This is a genomic window from Vibrio sp. Y29_XK_CS5 (assembly GCF_024181835.1).
Classification (GTDB): Bacteria; Pseudomonadota; Gammaproteobacteria; order Enterobacterales; family Vibrionaceae; genus Vibrio; species Vibrio harveyi.
In genome coordinates this window covers 390,745-413,413 of the sequence record NZ_JAMZAM010000005.1, presented here as the reverse complement: position 1 = coordinate 413,413, position 22,669 = coordinate 390,745, and the positions used below count along the sequence as shown (strand labels likewise).

At 44.8% G+C, this 22,669-nt stretch carries 20 protein-coding genes; 8 read left to right on the top strand and 12 right to left on the bottom strand.

The features are described from left to right. Positions 1 to 43: 43 nt before the first annotated feature. The 4 genes from NL647_RS20560 to NL647_RS20545 all read left to right on the top strand — a co-directional run bounded on the left by NL647_RS20560 (position 44) and on the right by NL647_RS20545 (position 4,301). On the top strand, positions 44 to 274 hold the full coding sequence (locus tag NL647_RS20560) for a hypothetical protein (protein ID WP_026000256.1): 231 nt from the start codon (positions 44 to 46) through the stop codon (positions 272 to 274). Between the two features lie 355 nt (positions 275 to 629). Beyond that, a complete protein-coding gene (locus NL647_RS20555) occupies positions 630 to 929 on the top strand; it encodes a hypothetical protein (RefSeq protein WP_005445160.1) in 300 nt (99 codons plus the stop codon). 533 nt (positions 930 to 1,462) lie between these two features. After that, positions 1,463 to 2,929 carry an HD domain-containing phosphohydrolase gene (locus NL647_RS20550; protein WP_017189469.1) on the top strand — a complete coding sequence of 489 codons (1,467 nt, stop codon included), beginning with the start codon at positions 1,463 to 1,465 and terminating at the stop codon, positions 2,927 to 2,929. Between the two features lie 181 nt (positions 2,930 to 3,110). After that, entirely contained in the window at positions 3,111 to 4,301 is a 1,191-nt protein-coding gene (locus NL647_RS20545; protein ID WP_026138237.1) for an amino acid aminotransferase, read from the top strand. Positions 4,302 to 4,406: 105 nt separating this feature from the next. Here the strand turns inward: NL647_RS20545 and NL647_RS20540 are convergent, their stop codons facing one another. Beyond that, the gene (locus NL647_RS20540; protein ID WP_005445156.1) at positions 4,407 to 5,048 is read right to left on the bottom strand and encodes an outer membrane beta-barrel protein; all 642 of its coding nucleotides are present in this window, start codon (positions 5,046 to 5,048) and stop codon (positions 4,407 to 4,409) included. A gap of 220 nt (positions 5,049 to 5,268) precedes the next feature. Between NL647_RS20540 and NL647_RS20535 the strand changes: the two genes are divergently transcribed. Together NL647_RS20535 and NL647_RS20530 are read left to right on the top strand one after the other, a co-directional pair. Then, positions 5,269 to 7,158, top strand: coding sequence for a DUF294 nucleotidyltransferase-like domain-containing protein (locus NL647_RS20535; RefSeq protein WP_005445155.1), 1,890 nt, complete (start codon positions 5,269 to 5,271; stop codon positions 7,156 to 7,158). 11 nt (positions 7,159 to 7,169) lie between these two features. After that, the gene (locus tag NL647_RS20530) at positions 7,170 to 7,886 is read left to right on the top strand and encodes a 3'-5' exonuclease (protein ID WP_033001524.1); all 717 of its coding nucleotides are present in this window, start codon (positions 7,170 to 7,172) and stop codon (positions 7,884 to 7,886) included. Positions 7,887 to 7,957: 71 nt separating this feature from the next. On the opposite strand, the gene NL647_RS20525 is transcribed toward NL647_RS20530, so the two are convergent. Together NL647_RS20525 and NL647_RS20520 are read right to left on the bottom strand one after the other, a co-directional pair. Beyond that, the gene (locus NL647_RS20525) at positions 7,958 to 9,841 is read right to left on the bottom strand and encodes a methyl-accepting chemotaxis protein (RefSeq protein ID WP_005445153.1); all 1,884 of its coding nucleotides are present in this window, start codon (positions 9,839 to 9,841) and stop codon (positions 7,958 to 7,960) included. A gap of 227 nt (positions 9,842 to 10,068) precedes the next feature. Continuing rightward, on the bottom strand, positions 10,069 to 11,640 hold the full coding sequence (locus NL647_RS20520) for a BCCT family transporter (RefSeq protein ID WP_050935626.1): 1,572 nt from the start codon (positions 11,638 to 11,640) through the stop codon (positions 10,069 to 10,071). 396 nt (positions 11,641 to 12,036) lie between these two features. On the opposite strand from NL647_RS20520, the gene cosR reads away from it, so the two are divergent. Next, positions 12,037 to 12,513: a MarR family transcriptional regulator CosR gene (cosR, locus tag NL647_RS20515; protein ID WP_005445149.1), complete on the top strand. Its 477-nt coding sequence runs from the start codon at positions 12,037 to 12,039 to the stop codon at positions 12,511 to 12,513. Positions 12,514 to 12,561: 48 nt separating this feature from the next. Here cosR and NL647_RS20510 read toward each other — a convergent pair whose 3' ends face one another. From NL647_RS20510 to NL647_RS20485, 6 genes are all read right to left on the bottom strand, one after another. Beyond that, positions 12,562 to 13,200 carry a response regulator transcription factor gene (locus NL647_RS20510; protein ID WP_005445147.1) on the bottom strand — a complete coding sequence of 213 codons (639 nt, stop codon included), beginning with the start codon at positions 13,198 to 13,200 and terminating at the stop codon, positions 12,562 to 12,564. Then, the gene (locus tag NL647_RS20505; protein ID WP_005445145.1) at positions 13,193 to 14,548 is read right to left on the bottom strand and encodes a cache domain-containing protein; all 1,356 of its coding nucleotides are present in this window, start codon (positions 14,546 to 14,548) and stop codon (positions 13,193 to 13,195) included. The genes NL647_RS20510 and NL647_RS20505 overlap by 8 nt, the downstream gene beginning before the upstream one ends. 159 nt (positions 14,549 to 14,707) lie before the next feature. After that, positions 14,708 to 15,994, bottom strand: a complete 1,287-nt coding sequence (locus tag NL647_RS20500; protein WP_005445143.1) for a TRAP transporter large permease subunit — start codon at positions 15,992 to 15,994, stop codon at positions 14,708 to 14,710. 12 nt (positions 15,995 to 16,006) lie between these two features. Further along, positions 16,007 to 16,546 carry a TRAP transporter small permease subunit gene (locus NL647_RS20495; RefSeq protein ID WP_005445141.1) on the bottom strand — a complete coding sequence of 180 codons (540 nt, stop codon included), beginning with the start codon at positions 16,544 to 16,546 and terminating at the stop codon, positions 16,007 to 16,009. A 132-nt stretch (positions 16,547 to 16,678) separates the two neighbouring features. Then, positions 16,679 to 17,773 carry a TRAP transporter substrate-binding protein gene (locus NL647_RS20490; RefSeq protein WP_050941238.1) on the bottom strand — a complete coding sequence of 365 codons (1,095 nt, stop codon included), beginning with the start codon at positions 17,771 to 17,773 and terminating at the stop codon, positions 16,679 to 16,681. A 414-nt stretch (positions 17,774 to 18,187) separates the two neighbouring features. Then, positions 18,188 to 18,592: a hypothetical protein gene (locus NL647_RS20485; protein ID WP_005445139.1), complete on the bottom strand. Its 405-nt coding sequence runs from the start codon at positions 18,590 to 18,592 to the stop codon at positions 18,188 to 18,190. A gap of 270 nt (positions 18,593 to 18,862) precedes the next feature. Here NL647_RS20485 and NL647_RS20480 point away from each other — a divergent pair, with 270 nt between their 5' ends. Then, entirely contained in the window at positions 18,863 to 19,531 is a 669-nt protein-coding gene (locus tag NL647_RS20480; RefSeq protein ID WP_005445138.1) for a DUF2982 domain-containing protein, read from the top strand. Positions 19,532 to 19,542: 11 nt separating this feature from the next. On the opposite strand, the gene NL647_RS20475 is transcribed toward NL647_RS20480, so the two are convergent. The 3 genes from NL647_RS20475 to NL647_RS20465 form a co-directional block, all read right to left on the bottom strand. After that, entirely contained in the window at positions 19,543 to 20,199 is a 657-nt protein-coding gene (locus tag NL647_RS20475) for an MBL fold metallo-hydrolase (protein ID WP_005445137.1), read from the bottom strand. Positions 20,200 to 20,329: 130 nt separating this feature from the next. Continuing rightward, positions 20,330 to 20,878 carry a DUF882 domain-containing protein gene (locus NL647_RS20470; RefSeq protein ID WP_005445130.1) on the bottom strand — a complete coding sequence of 183 codons (549 nt, stop codon included), beginning with the start codon at positions 20,876 to 20,878 and terminating at the stop codon, positions 20,330 to 20,332. A gap of 173 nt (positions 20,879 to 21,051) precedes the next feature. Next, on the bottom strand, positions 21,052 to 22,644 hold the full coding sequence (locus tag NL647_RS20465; protein WP_253650626.1) for a murein L,D-transpeptidase: 1,593 nt from the start codon (positions 22,642 to 22,644) through the stop codon (positions 21,052 to 21,054). Positions 22,645 to 22,669: the final 25 nt, after the last annotated feature.

The window sequence follows — 22,669 nt, the reverse complement described above, 5'->3', positions numbered from 1 at the left end:
GTTCCATACTTTCAAAGGTATGAATATTCTACGGGAGGAAATGATGAAAATGTTTACGATGGATGACCTCTCTTATCGAGGCATACACGAAGGAGTTCATAGCTGGGACCACCCAGAAGGCAATAACCCATATTATTGGCACCCAGATTGGTTGCACATCGCTGAGGATGCACTAGGGGTGCACCCAAAAGCAGAGCTCGATGTCCCAGAGGGTGAAGCAGCCACACCTGAGCATGCAAAGGCAGCAATTATCAAACATCTCAATGGGCAATAATATTGATTATACCCAAGTGACTTCAAGATGCAGGATTCAGTGCGCTGTCATTGATTCGAGGTCAAGGAGAACAACCGCAGCGAAATAGTTAGCTCTTTCCAAGTTGTTTGACTCAGAGATCGAATCAACGACACGCTCCCAAAGGGCGAGGTTACTTGGGCATAAATACCTATTTTTCAGGCGGTTATTGCTAGGTGGGATCAACAAATATATCTGAATGAGAGCTGTGCAACGGAATGGATCATTTATCAACAAGATAAATAGATAGCAGTCACATTAATTCCGATGACATCTGTTACATTTATAGAGTAATGGTGACGCACACCTCAACTCATGACTATGAGAGACGATAATAATGACGAAATACAACGAAAACGACATTCAATACAAAGGCGAATCTAATGGTGTTCACTCTTGGAGTACAACATCAGGTCAGCCTTACTACTGGCACCCAGATTGGTTGCACGTTGCTGAAGACGCAACGGGTTCTCATCCTAAACAAAAAATCGAAGTAGAATCCGCTGAAGCACCAACAGAAAAACATGCATTGAAAGCTATCCTTAAGCACATGAACGATTGGGCAACAGGCAAACTGTCTTCTAACCCAGACATCGAAACGAATGCACATGAATCACAAATGGATTTGAAAAAGTAATTCCTACCCTTTTTCATGTCGATGATTGAGACCAAGCCTCGCCATAGCGGGGCTTTTTTGTAAATCCTTCGCTATATCAATGTCACTTCAAGATGCTAGATTCAGAGTATTGTCACTATTCCCTCTTTACCAAAAGACAGCAAGGAAAACAGCGAAGCGGAATTGCAAGCTATATCCAAGTTGTTTGACGATGCTATTTAGTTAGCAAAGAACGTACTTCAGTGACAGGCTCCCGAAGGGCGAGTGGCTTTAGTTCACATGCTTCTTTAACAATTTTCGAATTAGCCCCCCTAGATCTTCAAATTGTTGCCTCACCTTCAAACCAAGCCATCCTCGCTGAAGCAAGCATCTCAAGGTTACTTGAGCATATACATAACAAATTTCTATCATTTATAAGAATCTATCGATAAAATTTCAGGTCTCGATTTTACTAGTGACAGATCAATCAACAGACATCAATTCCACAGTACCTCTCTCTTCTTGCTCAACTAAGAGAGAAAACGATGCTGAGATTTGTCCAAAAAAGGATAACCATGGTGAATACTAACTACAATGCACCACTTACATTCCAACTTTACCTAGCTGCGGCGTTCTTTTTTGGCACATACGGTGGACGCGTCTGCCCGATGCTCAGCACGCTGAGCGTATACGAAGTGATTTTACATTGCGCGGTGGTTTTTACGTTCCTCTATCTTGTTCGCCACTTTATTCTTGTCTCACATCCTTTGATTGCACAAAACCGACAAGCCAAGCTTGATACTGTGTTGTTTACCGCTGTAAGTATTCCTTTTGCTGCGTACTATAACCTTCAATACGACTTTACCTTCGACAGCAATGTGAAAGTGTTGTTTGGTATGGCGCTCTTTGGCTTTTTAACTGGTTCTATCTTACAACTGCAAAGCAAGCTGGTTCAATTTGACAACCTACGTCAACAAAACCAATTTGGCTTTGCGTTATCAGGTCAGCGCCAATCCATGGTGAAACAAATGATAGGCATGATGATCGCCTTGCTCATCACCTTGACCACCATTTTGACCATGGTCGCAGTCAAAGACATTTATTGGTTGGAGCAAAACCCAGAGCAAATCACCAATGGGCTAGGCAAAATCAGCTTCATTAAAGAGTTGGTTTACATCGCACTTGTCGTCGGAGGCTATGTAATCGCGATTATGGTGCTTTGGACTCGCTTGATGCAAAAAATCTTGTTTAGCCAAGAGCAAGCTTTGCTGGAAGTGACACAAGGGAAAATTGCGCAACGTTTACCAGTTTTCCAACATGATGAGCTTGGCTCGATGGCCTGTTTAACTAACCAAATGCTCGACAGTTTGCAAGTTTCGCAAGATGAGGTCAAAGCCACGCGAGATGTTGCCATTGTCAGTTTGTCGGCATTGGCTGAATCACGTGATAATGAAACCGGTGCGCACATTATGCGCACGCAACAATATGTAAAAGTATTGGCTGAACATTTAAGCCAATTTGAACAACATTGTTCATTACTGACTCCAAATTATATCGAACTACTTTACAAATCGGCGCCGCTGCATGACGTCGGAAAAGTCGGTGTACCAGATAGCGTGTTACTAAAACCGGGAAAACTGACCGATGGAGAGTTTGAGATCATGAAAGGACATGCACAAATTGGTGCCGAAGCGCTGTCAATTGCTGAAAAACAGCTAGGAAGTAGTTCGTTTTTGCGCGTTGCTAAAGAGATTGCCCTAACACACCATGAAAAGTGGGATGGTAGTGGCTATCCAAATCAATTAAGCGGCGAGAACATCCCTTTATCCGGTCGTTTAATGGCATTAGCAGATGTGTATGACGCTCTTATTTCTAAGCGTGTATATAAGCCTGCTTTCAGCCATGACAAGGCGAAAGCCATCATCCTAGAGGGTAAAGGCAAACATTTCGATCCTCAAATCGTCGATGCATTTCTTGCAGTTGAAACCGAATTTCAACATATCGCACATCAATATCAAGATGAGCAAAACATCGCCGCTTAGCCAATTATCCCCCTCTTAAAACGCTTGTTAAGAGGGGTTTTTATATCAAAAGCCTCCGTTATGTTAGATTTCTGTTTCAAATCAAAACTTTTTTAAGTTTTCTTATCACTAACTGTTGTAACGAATATTGCTGAAAGGTATAAATGTCAGCAGACCCCTTCGATTAACATGGATGAAGATTATGTTTGAAAAAGTAGTTGCCGCTCCGGCTGACCCTATTCTTGGACTTACTGAAGAGTTTAAAAAAGATGCTCGCGCCGAAAAAATTAACCTAGGCGTTGGTATTTACAAGAACGAACAAGGTGAAACCCCTGTTCTTGCGACTGTTAAAAAAGCCGAAGCCGCACTGATTGAAACTGAAAAAACCAAATCTTACCTAACAATCGAAGGTACAGCAGAATACGGTCTAGCAGTACAAAAACTGCTTTTCGGTGCAGACGCGGAAATCGTTGCTGGCAAGCGTGCTAAAACAGCACAAGCACCAGGTGGCACAGGTGCTCTACGTGTAGCAGGTGAGTTCATTAAGCGTCAGCTTGGTGATGTAAAGATCTGGATCAGCAACCCTACTTGGGCAAACCACAACGGCGTATTCACTGCAGCTGGTATCGAAACAGCACAATACAGCTACTACAACGCAGAAACCAAAGACAAAGACTTCGCTGCTATGGTTAACGACCTGCAAGGTGCATCTGAAGGTGACGTTGTTCTTCTGCATGGCTGCTGTCACAACCCTACAGGTATCGATCCAACAGCTGAAGAGTGGGAAACGCTGGCTAAGCTGGTTGCAGAGAAAAAACTGCTTCCTCTATTCGACTTCGCATACCAAGGCTTTGCTAAAGGTGTAGAAGAAGATGCAGCAGGTCTTCGTACTTTCGCTAAATACAACAAAGAAATCCTAGTCGCGAGTTCTTTCTCTAAGAACTTCGGTCTATACAATGAGCGTGTTGGTGCATTCACTCTGGTTGCTGAATCAGAAGACGTTGCAACAACGGCGTTCTCACAAGTAAAAGCCATCATCCGCTCTATCTACTCTAACCCACCAGCGCACGGTAGCGCTGTTGTGACTCACATTCTTGGTGACGCAGACCTGCGCGCAGAATGGGAAGCGGAAGTAGCGGAAATGCGTAACCGAATCCAAGAGATGCGTGAACTATTCGTTGCTACTCTTAAGGCAGAAGGTGTGGATGCTGACTTCAGCTTCATCGAGCGCCAAAACGGTATGTTCTCGTTCTCTGGTCTATCCAAAGAGCAAGTAAACCGTCTAAAAGAAGAGTTCGGTATCTATATCGTAGGCTCAGGTCGTATCAGCGTTGCAGGTATGACAAAAGCAAACATGGGTCCTCTATGTAAAGGCATCGCTGCGGTTCTGTAATCGCGTCGAAAGTCACAAATTAAAAAGGTCAGCACTCGCTGACCTTTTTTGATTCTACCGCTTGTTGAAACGCCACTATACAAGGTGGCGCTACACTCCTATGAACTAATACACAAACTTAAAGCTAATTCCAACTTCATTGATGTGATCTGACGGTTGACCTTGATAATCGGTGTCACGGAACTGGTAATAAAGACCGGTACCAATCACGCGATGCCATTGGTAGTTAAAGGCAATCTTATAGTTGTTCTCGTCGACGATATCACTTCGATTCAAGTGCACTTCTGCCGTCCCCATTAACTTTTCACTAAATAGGTAATTTGCGCCAAACGTGACGCCTTGAATAAACTCGCTATCCGAGGACAGTGTACGGTCGGTTTTATCATCAGTCGCTTTGGCTTTAATTGCGCCAAGCCCATAAATCCCGTAGATATCAAACTTCTCGTTGACGCCATAACGATAACCACCACCGAACAACAAACGGTCAATACGCAAAGTGAAATTGTCTGGGTGGAAAAATTGCGCCGAGTAGTCAACGTTAAACAGCCAGTTATCGGTAAATAGGTAATTACCGCCAAGCCCTAGAGTGGTAGCGTTAGAATTATCGAGCCACTCTTCATTCGTTGTCCCGGCACCAATGTCTAAATTAATGTGCTCGTAACCAAACTTCTCGACCTGTTCTGACTCTGAGGCAACGCTCATTAGTGGTAATGCTACAAGAGGTGCAGCGAATAATAGTCTTACCATTCTACTTCCTTCCATGAGTGTCATCCAAAACTCTTCTTTAATACGCCCATTGTATTGATTTAATTCGGCATCTTGATGACAGCGTAGCCGAATTGATGGCGATTTGCCGTGCGACTTGTCCGAATCTTATCATTGCGCACGAAAAACAGTGATCCGATAAGATTCTGTTTTAAAACTAAGTTAAGATTACCCTATCACTTGCAAACCAAAAGGCACCTTAATGGAAGCAGAACTTCTCGAGATATATAACTTTCTCGCCAAGTATCCCCCATTCAACGAGCTTCCGGAAGAAACGCTCACCAAAGTGACCGAGAACATCGAAATCTCATACTATCGTCAAGATACTCCCGTCATTCATTTCGGCGACCAGATCCACGATCTATACATGGTTCGTAGTGGCGTGGTTGAGGTCTATCGACGCAAAGGTGAACTTTACAACCGACTCGACGAGGGTGACCTTTTTGGTCAAATGGGGCTTCTGACCAACAACAAAGTTCGCTTCCCAGTAAAAGCGATAGAAGATTCCCTACTCTACTGCATTCCTCAAGACATTTTCCAAGAACTGTATGATAACTTCGACTCATTCGCTGATTTTGTTGAAGTAGAGAACAGTGCTCGTTTGCGCCAAGCAGTGTCAGAAAACAACGATGCCAATGACCTAACCACTTCTAAGGTCAAAACCTTATTAACCCGTGACGCACCGACGATTGAACGTGGACAGACGATCCAAGAAGCCGCGCAATTGATGGCGCAAGACAATGTTTCTTCATTGTTGATTGTGGACCCAGACTTTGTGCTGGACGAAGAAGACCCACAATCTCCAGTGCTAGGTATCATTACCGACCGTGATTTGTGTACCCGAGTTTTAGCCGAAGGCTTATCACCGCAAGACGATGTCTCCACGGTGATGACCACTGAGGTTATCTCACTCGATCATAACGCATACGTATATGAAGCCATGCTGACCATGTTGCGCTACAACGTGCATCATTTGCCAGTGGTTAAAGATCAAATGCCGATTGGTATTATCGAAGCTACCGATATTGTACGTTATGAATCGCAAAACTCACTGTTGCTGGTCAGTAGTATCTTCCAGCAGCAAAGCATCGAAGATTTAGCGATTGTGGCAGAAGAAGTAAAGAGCAGTTTTGTTCGCTTGGTCAACGAAGACGCCAACTCACACATGGTGGGCAGCGCGATGTCGGTGATCGGTCGCAGCTTTAAGCAACGCCTTTTAGAAATGGCAGAAGAAGAACTCGGTCCACCTCCTATCCCTTATTGCTTCCTTGCTCTTGGTTCAATGGGGCGCGACGAACAGTTGCTGGTCACTGACCAAGACAATGCAATCATCCTAGACGACACCTACAAAGAAGAGAAACACGGTAAATACTTTGAGGCTCTCGCACAATATGTCAGTGATGGTTTGAACGTATGCGGTTACAAGTACTGTACTGGCGACATTATGGCGACCAACCCGATGTGGCGAATGACCCGCTCACAATGGGAAGAATGCTTTGCCGATTGGATTGATGACCCCAATCCAAAAGCGCTACTCAACGCATCCATCTTCTTTGATTTAGATGGGGTTTACGGTCGCTTAAAATGGGCAGAGCAGCTCACCAGCTTCATCGTACGTCGTGCCCGCAAGAACAATCGCTTCCTAGCCTGCTTGGCACGTAACGCATTAAATCGAACTCCACCACTTGGCTTCTTCAAAGACTTTGTGATGGAAAAAGACGGTCAACATAAAAACTCAATCAACTTGAAACGCCGTGGTACTGCGCCATTGGTCGATCTGATCCGCGTTCATTCTCTTGCGGTAGGCTCACGTGCACAGAATTCATTTGAGCGTCTCGATGACATCATTGATGCTGGCATCTTACCAAAAGGGCGCGCACAAGATCTTAAAGACGCCATGGAGTTCATCTCAATGGTGCGTATCCGCCACCAAGCAATTGATGTTGAGTTAGGTATTGAACCAGACAACAACATTGAGCCTGAAAACTTGTCGGATTTTGAACGTCGTAATTTGAAAGATGCGTTCCAGATCCTAAGTAATGGTCAGAACTTCCTTAAGTTCCGCTATCAGGCTAGTAACAAGTTTAAGTGAGGCGAGAAGTGATAAAGAAATTATTTCAAAAGCCGAGTATTCAGTGGCCAGTGAAGTTTCAGCAGAAACTTGAGCGTGCCACTGATGAACGCTTAGTCGCCTTTTACGGTAAAGCGCTGCCAGCACCTGAAACGCCACTATCCCAAGTGGAGTTCGTTGCGCTTGATTTTGAGACTACCGGTTTGAACCCACAAAAAAACGGCATCATCACCATTGGTTTGGTGCCGTTCGATCTCAATCGAATTTTCCTACGCCAAGCAAAGCACTGGAAGGTGCGACCACAGGAAAAACTCGATGAAGAATCAGTCATCATTCATGGTATCACTCACAGTGAACTGATTGACGCTCCCGATCTGGGTGAAATCCTCGCTCCCTTGCTAGAAAGCTTAGCGGGTAAGATTGTAGTGGTACATTACCGCCGTATCGAGCGTGAGTTTCTCGACCAAGCACTGCGCTCTCGTATTGGCGAAGGTATTGAGTTTCCAGTTCTTGATACGTTGCAAATTGAAGAAAACATTCAACAAAAAGCAGCGGGCGGTCTTTGGAACAAGCTCAAGGGCAATAAGCCAAAATCATTACGCTTAGCCCAGTCTCGCCGTCGTTATGGCTTACCAGACTATACACCGCACCATGCTCTAACCGATGCCATTGCTACAGCAGAGCTGCTGCAAGCCCAAATTGCCCATCATTATAACCCAGAGCAACCTATCAGTAGCCTGTGGTTGTAATTCGGCTTACGTTATCTTTGAGCAACAAAAAAGGAGCCATATGGCTCCTTTTTATTCAAAACAACAAAAGCTTACAGCTTAAATCGTCTGATCTCTTGTTCTAGCTCGTGAGAAAGCTCAGACAGGTGCGCTGCTTGCTCAGCCGCCTGGTGCGCTTCCACAGAAAGCTCATTCGATACGTCACGAATGCCCTCTGTATTACGAGTAATCTCAGTGGTTACTGACGCTTGCTCTTCTGCTGCTGAAGCAATTTGAGTTGCCATATCACTGATTCGCTCTACCGCAGAGTGAATTTGCGTCAGGCTAACTGCCGCAGAGTTTGCATCATCCACGCTAGTATCTGCTAGACGACGACTGTCATCCATAATACCCACCGCTTTCGCCGTAGTACCTTGTAGCATTTCGATGGTTTCTTGAATCTCTTGCGTTGAAGCGTGAGTACGTTGGCTCAACACACGAACTTCATCCGCAACCACCGCAAAACCGCGACCTTGTTCACCAGCACGTGCTGCTTCAATCGCCGCATTCAGTGCCAGTAAGTTGGTTTGTTCGGCAATACCTTGAATAGTCGAAAGAATCGTATTAATCGCGTTACCGTGCGCTTCTAGCTCTTGAATCACGTTGGTCGCGACTTGAACTTCTTGCGCTAGGTTTTGGATCGAACCTTGCGTTTGCGTTACTTGACCAGAGCCATGCACACATGCTTGTACCGCTTCTTCCGAGCTTGATGCTGTGTTGTCCGCGTTACCAGCAATCTCTTGTGTTGCTGCCGCCATTTCGTTAACCGCAGTCGCCACCATGTTGATTTCGTCTTGCTGGTAAGAAATACGCTGGCTACGTTCTTCGGCTTGCTGTGCCGTTGTACGAGCTTGCTCAGACAGTGCGGACGATACGTGACTTAGTTTCGTCACCATCGTGTGCATATTGCCGACAAAACGGTTGAAGTTATCAGCCAGCTTGCCGACTTCGTCATCACTGCGCGGTTCTAGACGTTGCGTCAAGTCACCTTCACCAGAAGCAATTTCTTCCAATGCTTGTGAAACACGACCCAAATCGCGGAACAAGAAACCTACTAGCCATGAAACAGCAACAATCACGACGATAGTGATCAACACAGCGGTGATCAGCATTTCTCGTAACAATTGAGCGTGGCTTGCCTCTTCTGTTGCACGATCCATTTCAATCGCAAACATCCAATGTGTGCCAGGCACTTTACTGAAGTAGTAAAGCTTCTCTTTGCCTTTGATTGTTGCACTTTCAATCGCACCAGAGTTGGCTGCGCGCTCAATAGAATCTTTAGAAAATTCTTTAGAAAGGTCGGTGATTGGCTTAAGTGTTAGGCTCTTATTTGGATGAGCAAGGAAAGTGCCATCGTTCATATCGATCAGCATTGCATGAGCATTGTCACCTGCGTCTAGGCTGATGACGTCATTGATCAACTGGTCAATCAATACATCTGCACCGACAACACCAATGAACTTACCGTTTTTCATTACTGGCTCAGCAATTGTCACCAATAGCGCGTTAGTGATAGCGTCTTGGTAAGCTTCTGTGATGATTTGCTTGCCTGCTGCGTTTGCGTCTTTGTACCAAGGACGCGTGCGAGGATCGTAATCAGCACGGTTACGCTCGGGATGAGAGCGATACATACCACCTTCTGGTGTACCTAAGAAGATATCGTCAAAGCCACCAGCTTTACGTGCTTGTTGTAGGAAAGGCACAACGTCTTGCTCAGTTGAGTAGTCGTTGAAAGCCGTCGCAATATCTTTACGAATTGCCACCCAGTCAGAAATACCTTCTGAAGCGGCGTTACTTAGGCTTTGTGCTCGTGAATAGACACCTGAACGCGTCTGATCAAGAAGTTGACCAGCCGACAACCAAGTCAGTGCTGTTGCCATCACAACAACAGCAGAGAGGCTTGCGCCAATTAGCTTTTGTTTTAATGATAATTTCATAATTATTATAGAGGTTGGGAGAACAGTTAAGGTGGGTGAATATTACACATTTTTTAATCACTAATCACGAGATTTTACTAATAAAAATAAAACATTAACTCATTGTAAATTAATGACTTATTTCGTCATTATTTTGTCTACCGTCAGAAAAATCACACAAAAAAGCCAGCAAAACGCTGGCTTTTTTAACTTACTAATATTTAAGTAATATTTATAAATCTTATCAATTATTGACGTTCGGTTCTCATACCCATAAGCAGGCTGACACACATCGCCAATAAAACGACGGTAAATGGCAGTGCAGTAGAAATTGCACCCGCTTGCAGCGCTTGAACAGCTTCAGAACCACCGATCCACAGTAATGCAACCGCAATCGCACCTTCCATGAATGCCCAGAATACACGCTGTAACACTGGTGCATCGACTTTACCACCAGCGGTGATGCTGTCGATAACCAATGAGCCTGAGTCTGAAGAAGTAATAAAGAATACCAATACTAGTACGACTGCAATGATGGATAGCATGTTACCGAATGGCAATACATCGAACATTTGGAACATCGCAAGGGAAACATCAGTCAAACCATTTGCACCTAGCTCGCCCACATTATTGATCACTTGGTCGATAGCAAGACCACCGAATGTCGACATCCAAATCAAGGTAACTGCTGTCGGTACAATTAGAACCGCAGTGATGAATTCACGAACGGTACGACCGCGTGAAACTCGAGCGATAAACATACCTACAAATGGTGACCATGAGATCCACCAAGCCCAGTAGAATACTGTCCAACCTTGGAACCAAGCTTCATCAGTACGATCAAACGGATTACTCAGTGGAATAATATTCTCAACATAAGCCATCAATGTGGTTGGCACAGAGCCTAGTGTTACCGCCCAGCCGATCAAACCAACAAGGATAAGCAATAAGAAAGCAATCACCATGTTGATGTTACTGATGACTTTTACCCCGCCATCAATACCACGAACAACAGAAACAACCGCCAATAGCGTAACAATAGTGATAACGACAATTTGCAGTCCTAGTCCTGGTTCAACGCCAAAGACATGGTGAATACCACTTGCCGCTTGTTGTGCACCTAGACCTAGAGAAGTCGCCAGACCAAACAAGGTTGCCAATACCGCTAGAATATCCACGATGTGACCTGCCCAACCCCATGCGCGATCGCCCAATAACGGGTAGAAAATCGAGCGCATTGAAAGCGGCAGACCTTTGTTGTAAGTAAAGAAAGCAAGAGATAGTGCCACGACACCGTAAATCGCCCATGGGTGTAGACCCCAGTGGAACATGGTCGCCCCTAGTGCTAGCTTCGCGGCTTCTGGTGTGTTTGCTTCTACACCCAGCGGGGTTTCATACCAACCAGTGAAGTACGCTACTGGCTCTGCCACACTCCAGAACATCAAACCGATACCCATACCAGCAGCAAACAACATTGCCAGCCAGGACATGAATGAGTAATCAGCGACAGCATCTTTACCACCAAGGCGAATCTTACCCATTGGTGAAACGATGAGAGCTAAACAGAAGATAACGAAGATGTTACCAGAGATGATAAACAGCCAGTCAAAAGAACCGATGATTTTCCACTTAATGCCGTCGAGTGCGGTCTTAGCGGTGTGTGCGTCCAGCACAAGTGCAGCAATAAGAAACAGTGCAATGAAACCAGCACTGATACCAAAAACAGGATTATGTACGTCAAAACCCCATTTCTGGACGTTGTCTTGACCAACCGTATAGTCGGTACTGTCGATACTGTACTTATCTATACCTTTTGTCATTATTCCTCTCTTTTTATGTTCAATCTTCTTAACAAGGCATTAAAAATCATTTGAACACGATACATTTTATTTTCCATGAAAGTGGAAGATCCTACCATTTGAGGCGTTTTTGTCTATCTTTTGCTGATAAAAAATCCAATAACTTACATTTCAATCAGAAAAGTGTAGCTAAAAAAGCGGAAACAACCACAGTAATACTTAGACCACAAACATTTCTTACTATAATAATTCTAGTCGTTGCTTTTTTCCTCGCTCAATGACCTTAAAAACAATAAGGAGAGCCAAGGCAAATTATTGAAAATTGGTGTCGCGATACCTAACGAAGCCCTTTAAATAACAGCGCATTTGAGTTAGTGTCGCCTCGTTACATGATCCCTTAATGACTGGATTACGAAATTGGAAAAGTACGAAGAAGTTTTGGTCTCGATTCGTCAGATCATCCGCGCTATTGATTTACATTCTAAGAAGTTAAGCAAAGAGTCTGGTTTGACGGCTCCTCAGCTGATCCTGATGCGTGCCATTAGTGAATTAAATAACGTCACTATCAAACAATTGTCTAGCCATACCAACATGAGTCAGGCAACGGCAACCACTATCCTTGACCGCTTAGAGCGCAACCAACTTGTTGAGCGCCGCCGCAGTGTCGAAGACAAGCGTAAAGTTCACGCGGTATTGACCGAGAAAGGACAAGAAGCCTTAAAACAGGCCCCGACGCCATTGCAAGAGCATTTTATTAGCCGCTTCCAAAAGCTAGAAGAGTGGGAACAGAGCTTGCTTTTGTCTTCTGTGCAGCGCATCTCGACCATGATGAATGCAGAAGATATTGATGTTGCCCCTATGCTTGAACTTGGCAGTATTACCAAGCCTGAATAAGTATCCCTTCGAGCGCTCTGATGTATGAAAGCATGAGGGCGCCCCTGCCTACTCTATCAATCCTGTTTCAAAAGCGTATTTCGCCAACTCAGCCGTCGAGTGCAAATCCAGTTTGTGTTTGATGTTATGACGGTGCGTTTCTACCGTTCGATAGCTAATGTCCAACAACGTCGCAATCTTTTTGCTGCTGTTTCCTTGCGCCACTAACTTAAGTACCGCTTCTTCCCTGCGGCTAAGTGGGTTCGGCTTTTGCGCTGCCGGGACGACATCCTGCGTAAATAAGGTCTGGGTAACGGATTCGCAAAAGTAAGTCGATCCTTGGTTCACCGTTTTTATTGCTTGCACCATTTTCTCTGCTGAAATTTCTTTCAGCATGTAACCTACCGCACCAGCTTGCATCACCTTCATGATGTATTCACGGTTGTCGTGCATGGTGAGCATTAAAATTTTGCTCTCTGGACGCTCTTCCTTAATTACGCCAGTAGCTTCAATGCCATTCATGATTGGCATACTGATATCCATCAAGATGACATCTGGATTGAGAAGCTTTGATACTTCAATTGCCTCAAGCCCATTACTCGCCGTACCAATCACATCAATATCAGGTTCCAGTTCCAAACGCGCCATAAAACCATCAAGCACCACCTGATGATCATCAACTATCACCACACTAATTGGTTTATCCATAAACTAATCCATCCAAATCTAACAATACGGTGATTTCCGTCCCCAAACCGGGCTCGCTCATGAGTTCAAACTCGCCTCCGATAAACTCAACACGCTCACGCATGTTCCGCAATCCAATTCCTTGTCGGTGCACTGAAGGGTTGACCATAAAACCCGTACCGTCGTCTCGTATCAGTAATTGCAGCATATTGCCCATTTTTTGCAAAATTACTGTGACCTTTTTTGCTTTGGCGTGCTTCTCAATGTTGTTTAAAGATTCCTGAGCCACACGATACAAGGTTGTAGCCACTTCAGATTTCAACTTCACTTGCTCGGTATCAAAATGGCTATCGATGTCCATACCAGAGTGCGAATGAAAATCTTGCAATAGTGTAGAAAGCGCGGCTTCTAAGCCAATATCATCCAAGGCACTTGGTCTCAGTTGGTGAGAAATATGGCGTACTTCATTAATCGCAGTGATCAACGAGCGTTGAGATTTATCTAGGTGAGCTTTGAGCTTTTCATCTTCAATACGATGCGCCATCAAATCGAGGTGACATTTGCTCGAAACCAGCAATTGATTGATGCCATCATGGAGCTCTCTCGCCAGATGTTTTTTCTCATCTTCTTGGAACATCACCGTTTTGTGGGCAAGCTCTTTTAGGTTCTTATCCGCTAAACGATGCTCGTGTAAATTGATAGCAAGTGTCAATACGATGATCACCGCCACCGTAACCACCAGAATAATCACCACGGTGAAAAAGGTAGTCTCGATATTTTGATTGATTGCCGCACGCATATTGGCGACTTCACGGCTCACATCTTCAATATACAACCCAGTGCCAATCATCCAATCCCATTTATCAAGCCATGCCGCATAGCTCAGCTTAGGTACCACCTCCCCCGTAGAGGGCTTTTGCCATAGATATTGATGGAACCCGCCCCCAAGCTGCGCTTGATAAAGCAGAGCCTCAATCAGGTGATCGCCATTTTCATCTTGAATATGCAGTAAATTTTGTCCGACTAAGTCCGGGAGAATGGGATGAACAAGGTTCGTACCGTGCTTATCGTAGGCAAAGAAATACCCGTCTGAACCGTAACGTAAGCGGTTTAGGATCGCTTTTACGCGCGCTTTCGCGTCAGCCTCTTCAAGCATAGGATCGTTATAGATATGGGAAATGGCATCAAAGGCGAGATCTACGGTATCTTTTAGTGCCGCTTCTTTGGATTGAATTAAGTTCTGATGAAAGATTTCCACCTCACGCTGCCCCAAGGTTTTCGCTTGGTAAATGGAAATCCAACTGATACTGGCTGACACCAAAACCACAGGGATCAGTGCCAACAAGATTAACTTGGCTTTGAGAGGCATCCTTTCCCTCCAATGAAACGCTGATTTGGCTTGGGGCTGTTGACCTTTCGCGATTAAAATCGGTTCGAAACATCAACAGCCCCTGATAGTTAATCAGCTTAACAACTTGTCTCAAAAGGTGAAAATTTTCACATCACAATTCCTTGCTTCTTACTTGCATTAGGACATGCCATAGAATCCTGGGAAAAATAACAATGAAGCAAGTACCACAATCTGAATCGCAATGAATGGCATCACACCGCGGTAGATATCCCGAGTGGTCACGCCTGCCGGAGCCACACCTTTTAGGTAGAACAAACTAAAACCAAAAGGCGGTGTTAGGAATGAGGTCTGCAGGTTCATCGCAATCAAAATCGCAAACCAAGTCATGTTGATACCCATCAACTCGGCAACAGGTGCAATGATTGGCACGATAATGAAACAGATTTCTACGAAGTCGATGAAGAACCCAAGGATAAGGATGACTAACATGGTAATGATCAAGAAGCCCCATTTTTCACCCGGAAGTTCCAACATCCACTCTTCAACAAGGTAATCTCCCCCAGTGTACGTAAACGCCATTGAGAATGCCGTTGCCCCAAGCAAAATCGCAAAGACCATCGCGGTCACTTTTACGGTCTCTTTCGAAGCTTCATACACCATCGACCAGCTAAACTGTTTGTAAAGCAACGACAATACAATTGCACCAGCCCCACCCAGTGCTGCAGACTCTGTTGGGGTAGCAATACCCGCAAAGATAGAGCCGAGAACAACAATAATCAACGCCAACGGTGGCAGTACGGCTTTCAACGCAGTAATCACTTCTTCTTTACGACTGATAGACTCATCACGCTCGATAGGCTGGGCTGCTTCAGGGTTCAGTTTGGCGTAAATCAAAATGTAGATCACATACGCGCCCACCAACACCAATCCCGGCCACACTGCGGCTTGGAACAAATCCCCGACTGGTACACCGAGAACATCCCCCAGAAGAATCAAAACTATGGAAGGCGGAATGATTTGACCTAACGTGCCCGACGCACAGATGGTGCCACAAGCCAATCCTTTGTCGTAATTGTACTTAAGCATCACTGGCAAGGAGATCAACCCCATTGCCACTACCGATGCACCGACTACCCCCGTTGATGCCGCAAGCAAGGCACCCACCAACACGGTTGAAATGGCAATACCACCGCGAATACCACCAAACAAACGCCCCATCGACTCAAGCAATTGCTCAGCCAATCGGGTCTTTTGCAACACTAATCCCATGAAGACAAACAGAGGTACTGCCATCAGTACCGTATTCTCCATGATGGATTGAATGCGATAAGGCATGAAAGCAAACATCTCAATGCCTTCTGCCCATACGCCAAAAATTAATGCGATGCCGCCAAAGGTGAAGGCGACAGGAAAACCAAGCAGTAGCGCAAATAACGCCACAAAAAACATCACTATACCGATCATACTGAATTCCTTTTACGACTTACCGTTGTTACCGGCATAGATAAGATGAGGGTTAACAATTTTGTTGATGGAATGAAGCAGCAAACCAACTCCGCTTACCGCCATAAACAAAAACGAAAGTGGAATCATACCTTTAATGATCCATCGGTATGGCAAACCACCCGGATCTCCAGATGTCTCGCCCAGCGCGTAACTCTCTTTGGCAAAGTCGACACCAAACCAAGCAACCAATAGGCAAAAGGGAAACAAAAAAAGTAAGGTGCCTAAAATGTCGATTATGGACTGCGCTTTGTATGACAAACGCTCATAGAAAATATCTACGCGTACGTGCCCGCCGGATTTAATTGCGTAAGGCACACCAAGTAAAAACACGGCAGAGAAAAGGTGCCATTCCATTTCTTGAAAGGCGATCGAGACGTCATTGAACACGTAGCGCATGACAACGTCGTACACCACGTTCGCTAGCAACAAAATAAATAAGATGCTGGATAACCAGCCTAGAAAATCACCGAAGCGGTTAAAGATTCGCTCAATATAAATAAGGCTTCTCATTCCGAACTCCATGGAACGTGGGGGAGATTGGCTCCGCTGGTTCGCGGAGCACTTGTTATGACCTTCTCTAAGAGAAGTTTTCTTGGGCTTCATTGGCAGGCTAAATCACTCTAAATAGCCTGCGATACGAAGTTATTCCTGAGCTTGGCTGTTTAGGTAAGCTCGGTGTGAAATGTCAGACCAAGGGCGTACTTGCTCGATGTAGCTTGCTTGTGACTCTTGGATTTCTTTCGCTAGCGCGTCTTTCTCAGCATGCTGTTTTAGCAAACGCTCGTTCGCTTCTCGCAGCGCTGAAATCACCTCAGGTGGGAAGTCTTTAACTTGTACGTCTGGGTATTCTGATTGGATAGATGCCCAGTTCTTACCACTTTCATGTTTAGACTGCGTGTACATATCGTAAGCCGCCGCTTTCATCGCTACTTGCAAGATCGCTTTTAGATCATCCGGTAGGCGTTCCCAAGTACGTTTGTTCACTAGGAACTGCAGTTCGGTACCTGGCTCATGCCAACCTGTATAGTAGTAAGGAGCAATTTTGTGGAAGCCCATACGCAAATCTAGAGATGGTCCTACCCACTCCAATGCATCAATCGTGCGTCGCTCAAGAGAAGTGTATAGCTCACCCGGTGCGATGTTTGTTGGTTTTGCACCCAGCTCTGCGAGAATTTCCCCAGCGAAACCCGGAATACGCATTTTCAGACCTTTCAGGTCATCTACTGATTTGATTTCTTTCTGGAACCAACCGCCCATCTGGGTATCGGTGTTACCACCAGGGAAAGACAGCAAGTTATGCGGAGAATAAACCTTCTCCATCAACTCCATACCACCACCGTAGTAAAACCATGCGTACTGTTCTGTTGGCAACATACCGAAAGGCATAGAGGTGAAGTAAAGGGTGTTTGGTACTTTGCCTTTCCAGTAATAAGAAGCGGAATGTCCCATGTCGTACTGACCAGATTTCACCATATCAAACACGCCAAGCGGCGCTTTATGCTTGTTTGCGGAATCAATACGAATTTGTAGGCGTCCGTTTGACATTTCTTCTGCCATTTTCGCCATGTTCTTTGTTGCATCACCGAAGATAGGGAAATTCGGTCCCCAAGTCTCCGCTAGTTTCAAGCGATACACTTTATCGTCAGCAGCGTTAGCAGAAGTCGCTACAAATGCCATGGTTGCTACCATCGCTGTCGCTTTGAGTACTCGTTTCAAAGATTTTTGGATAAGACTCATCGTTCACGTCCTTTGTCACCAAGGTTATTGTTGTCATCCATTACATAAGGATTCGATATAGAAGATGGGACATTACTTGGAAGTAAGAAATGGGCATGAACACGCAACAAATCGGTGTCTATAAGCTAGGCTTAGTCGTTAGTATTACGTATTTCTGCGTAGGCGATAAGCAATCATCATGAAACAAAGTCGTAAAATCAGAATGTTATCTATTTCATTTGGAGAAAGCAGCATAGAAACCACGTACGTGGTTAACTGCGAAAGAATTTACATAGTATTTAATAAATTGTGACAAATGACGGATTTGTATCGTTAGAATGCTCAATTATAGAAGGGAAAAGCCGCTCTTAAGGTAAAAAAATACCCCGGGCAATGCCGAGGTATTTAATGCAAAAAACAGAATTACAGCGGTAATTAAACTGCTTTATAGATAACTTTGTTACCTGCTAACTGCTCTTTTTGAACTAGGTTTTCTTCAAGAAGCTTCTTCAGTGCGCCAGTAGCCCATGATGCCGCTTTAGTGTCTTCTTGACCAGCAGCCAGACCGATACCTTTAGGGTTGATACCTTCTGCGTTTGCTACAACGATATCTAGTACTTGTTGCTGCTTAGGAGTAAGTGCAACCTCAACCGTTTTTGCTGCAGCTACTTTCTTCTCAGCTACTGCTTTTTCAGCAACAGCTTTTTTAGCAACGGAAGGTGCTGCTGCTTTCTCAACAACAGGTTTAGCCGCCTTCGGTGCTGCAACTACGTTTGCTACTGTCGCTTTAATGCGTTTTTGCAGTTTCATCTGCACTTTACGCTTATGAGCAAGTCTCATTGAATATTTCTCCAGTTCACTGCATCTCAGCAGGGATGAAAATTTGAAGCGCGTTTTATACCAAAAATCACAAACGATTTGTAGGTTTTAGCGGCGAAACGCGATGAAAAATGCGCTCATTGCATAGAACGTCTACTATTTAATCAGATAAATTGTGAACGGATTTATTGAATACTGGGTATAAAAACAGAGGTTCTTTGTTTCTGATAAGCAAGTAAATGAATATCAAAAACAAGAGTCTCAACACCATTGTTCAATGAGGCTAAAAGCATGGAAACGCGGCATCTCAGCAACTCACATTTCAAATCTGACTCCCCCATCAACAAATTGATCATGTTTATGGTTGTCACGATTACCTTATTTCTGGTTTTAATTGCTCCAGGATGGAAACAAGCCATGTTGTCGGTGATCTTGATGGCACTCATCGTTGGCTTTGCCATTGTAATGATCAAAAAGAGCCAGGTCTCTTTCACGCTCACCGCTTCTCATTTCCAGCAACATCTTTTCAAAGGCGGCTGGGTACTACGTTGGAAAGACATTGATTCAATCGGTATTTGCACCTACGAGCAAGAAGGTTGGCATCAGCCTTTACCTTGGATTGGTATTCGCTTGAAGCACTATTCCCCTTATCTCAACTCGATCTGTCCTCGAATCGCAACGGAAATTTTATTAGGGCAACGAGCTTTGCTTTACTTAGGCGCAAGACAAAATAATTGCGAAACAAAATTTGAAGATATGGTGTTAGACCCCGCTCCATACATTAATCAAGAAGGCATGCATTACGAAGGTCTACAAGCCATGCTGGCGAATAGAATGAAGTATCAGAGGCAGTTTTACGGCTATGACGTGTTTATTTCAGCCAGTGACTTAGACCGAGAAGCTGAAGAGTTTGTGGGATTGGCTCGACGTTACTTAGCTGCCGCCGAGCCAGATGCTTAATTCAATGCGCCTTAATATAGAGGCATTTCGTCTGCAACGAATGGGTTTGTCTTGCGTTCATGACCAAACGTCGATTGTGGGCCATGCCCAGGAACGAAAGTTACATCGTTGCCGAGTGGCCACAGCTTTTCTTTGATCGAACTTATCAATGTATTGAAGTCCCCTTGAGGGAAATCTGTACGACCTACACTGCCGTTAAACAAAACATCACCAACGAAAGCAAGACGAGCTTCTTCACTGTAAAGCACAACGTGACCAGGCGTATGTCCAGGCGTATGAATAACATCTAAAGTTTGGTTGCCAAAAGAGACCTTATCGCCCTCATTTAGCCATTGGTGTGGTTCAAACGCTTCAGTCAATGGGAACCCAAACATTTGACTCTGACCTTCCAAACCTTGCAACCAGAAGTTATCCGCTTTGTGTGGCCCAACAATTTCAGTGCCACCAAGAAGAGCAGATAATGGTTCAGTGCCGCCCACATGGTCTAAGTGACCGTGTGTCAGAACTAGGTTTACAACCTCAACACCCAACTCTTTGATCAGCATTGCCAGTTGCTTTTCATCACCACCCGGGTCAACCACAATGCCCTTCATGGTTTCATCACACCAGACAATAGAACAGTTTTGAGAGAAAGATGTTACGGGAACAACTTGGTACTTCAGAGCCATAGATAACCTATACCGAATAAATTTTCGTGAAAACTGCGGCAACTATGACACTAAGCCTGAGTGACTTCAAGCGCTGAGCCATGGGTAATTAACGACTTTCTACGTCAATAAATTAAGTCTTAGGCAGGCATTACCAAGAACGTACTGCGCCGGTATCGATATGTACAAAGTTACTGCGTGGGTAATAGCCAACACCACCCGCTTTTAAACTTAATGCGGCATCACGCACGGTCGAAAGCTTGACGCCATCTAAGCGAAAATCGATCGCTTTGCCTTCCATGTGCATGCTTTTCTTTGCCACGCCAGAAGAGTTGTTGCGTAGCGATGCATTCGTTAGAGGCGAACGGTACCCTGAAATCACAATTACCTCTGCATCGGTACCTATCAGTGCTTGGATCTGACTGATTTGATCAAATAAGCGGCGGTCCATTGGATGGATTTCGTTGCGACGATGGTCACGACAAAACTTATCAAGCCGTTTAAGTTCCTCGTCCACATAAGTACTACCGTTGAAGTAGCATGACTCCAAAAGCTCACCAGTATTGAGATTATTCATCGCAAGCACACGAGGTTCATCAGGCAATGAAGCCCAAGACAAACTTGGCATCGCCGAGGCGACCACAACACCACCAGCGGTCATTTTAAGAAAATCACGACGGGAAAAATTACGACTTACCATGACAAATATACTGCTCAATTACTGTACGAGCAGCGGACATTACCGAAACCTATTTAACGCGTCAAATGCATAAACCGGTCCGGCTTGTCGCTTTTAGGCTAGATTTTTTGCTTACTTATTGAACAAAAAACAGATTTTCTTAATTGTAAATTTTCTTAAATTAAGTGTGCCCTTTACCCTTGGTCGTCGTATTGATAAATATCATCACGGTAGTAGAGCGTGCCTTCTTCTAACCACGCGGTTTGATAAATGATGTGCACTTGAATTCGCTCACTCAAAGGCACTGAGGTGTTGGAGCGACGTCCACTTTGACGTTTTTTCGCTAACCGTTCTTCAAGACCTTGCGTTTTAAAGAGCAACTCAGCAAGTTGATCAGCATGCTCAACGCGAACACACCCTGAGCTGAACGCTCTCCGATCTTGATCGAACAAGTTTTTGCTTGGAGTATCGTGTAGATAGATTGCTTGTGGGTTCGGCATATTAAACTTGTACAACCCTAAAGCATTGTGCGAACCCGATGACTGTCTCATCCGGTAAGGAAAGCTTCTTGGGTTGACCGTTGCCCAGTTAATTGTGGTTGGGTCAATGATCTCTTGCGAGGTCCATGATCGGATGATCTGGATATTATGCTCGATCAGATACATGGGATTGCGCTTCACCTTAGGGATGATGTCCTTAACCATGATCTTCCAAGGAACATTCCAAGTTGGGTTTAAGATAACGGAATCAAGCGTGCCCGTCATGATTGGGGTCTTGCGTGATGCTCTCCCCACCACTACTTTGGATTCAAACAGTGCTTGTCCTTGATGCCAGTAGGTCACTTCGTAACCGGGGACATTGACAAACACCACATTGTCACGCTCTTTTGCCCAAATCCGCGAGCGCTCTGCGTTAAGTGCTAGAGAGTGCAATCGTTGCTCAGGAGAGAAGTTGATCCAGCGAATCGTATTGGGGCCGATGATACCGTCTTGCTTCAAGCCATGAATACGTTGAAACTCCATCACCGCCAGTTCTAGGTTTTCATCATAACGTGTGGTCTCTGTGTCTAAATGACCGACTTCAACGCCCACGATTTGCATCCGCGCTATCAGGCTCGATTTATCAAATAGCTCGTCTCCGACTCTCGCCAATCTCTGCTCTTGCTGATACAAAGGGAACTCAAACTGCGCGTAAGTCGATAATGAAGCAAAGGCGGTATTAAATGATGCATCCATTTGTAGGGGGGAGCGAAGTTCGGCAAGAAACTGGTCAAGTTTGCCTACCGTGATTTCATTACTCAACAACGACAGCGTTTCGATACTTGGCGCAGGCAGTTTGATGTGAACTTTATTTGCAAATAGCCAATTGATGCCTTCTTGTGGAACTTGTTCAAGGTAGGACAAATACATGAGGAGTGAATCACTCATCACCAGATCAAAGTCAAGCTCATCACCTTGTTCGCGTACTTGTTCAATACGTCGCAGTTGGTCATCAAATTCAGAGGTCACATCCGCCAATGCCACCAGCTCAATTTGAAAGATGAGTTGATCAACATCAGTTTCATTTTCCCAGTTAAGACGGTAGTTGGTGCTTTGGTAAAGCTGATCGATGACACCTGGATAGTGGATCATCTTCTCCACAGACAACTGCTCAACCGCGCCCTCTTGCTCTGTTTGTGCAGATGCATCGGGAGAAACCACGGTTGAAAAGCTGCAAAACGGCACCAAAAGTGCCGTTATCATTATGAGTCTAGCAATCACTGAAACGATCCCTTCGTTACGTGCCATAAAAAAAGTATGGCAAATATCTCAC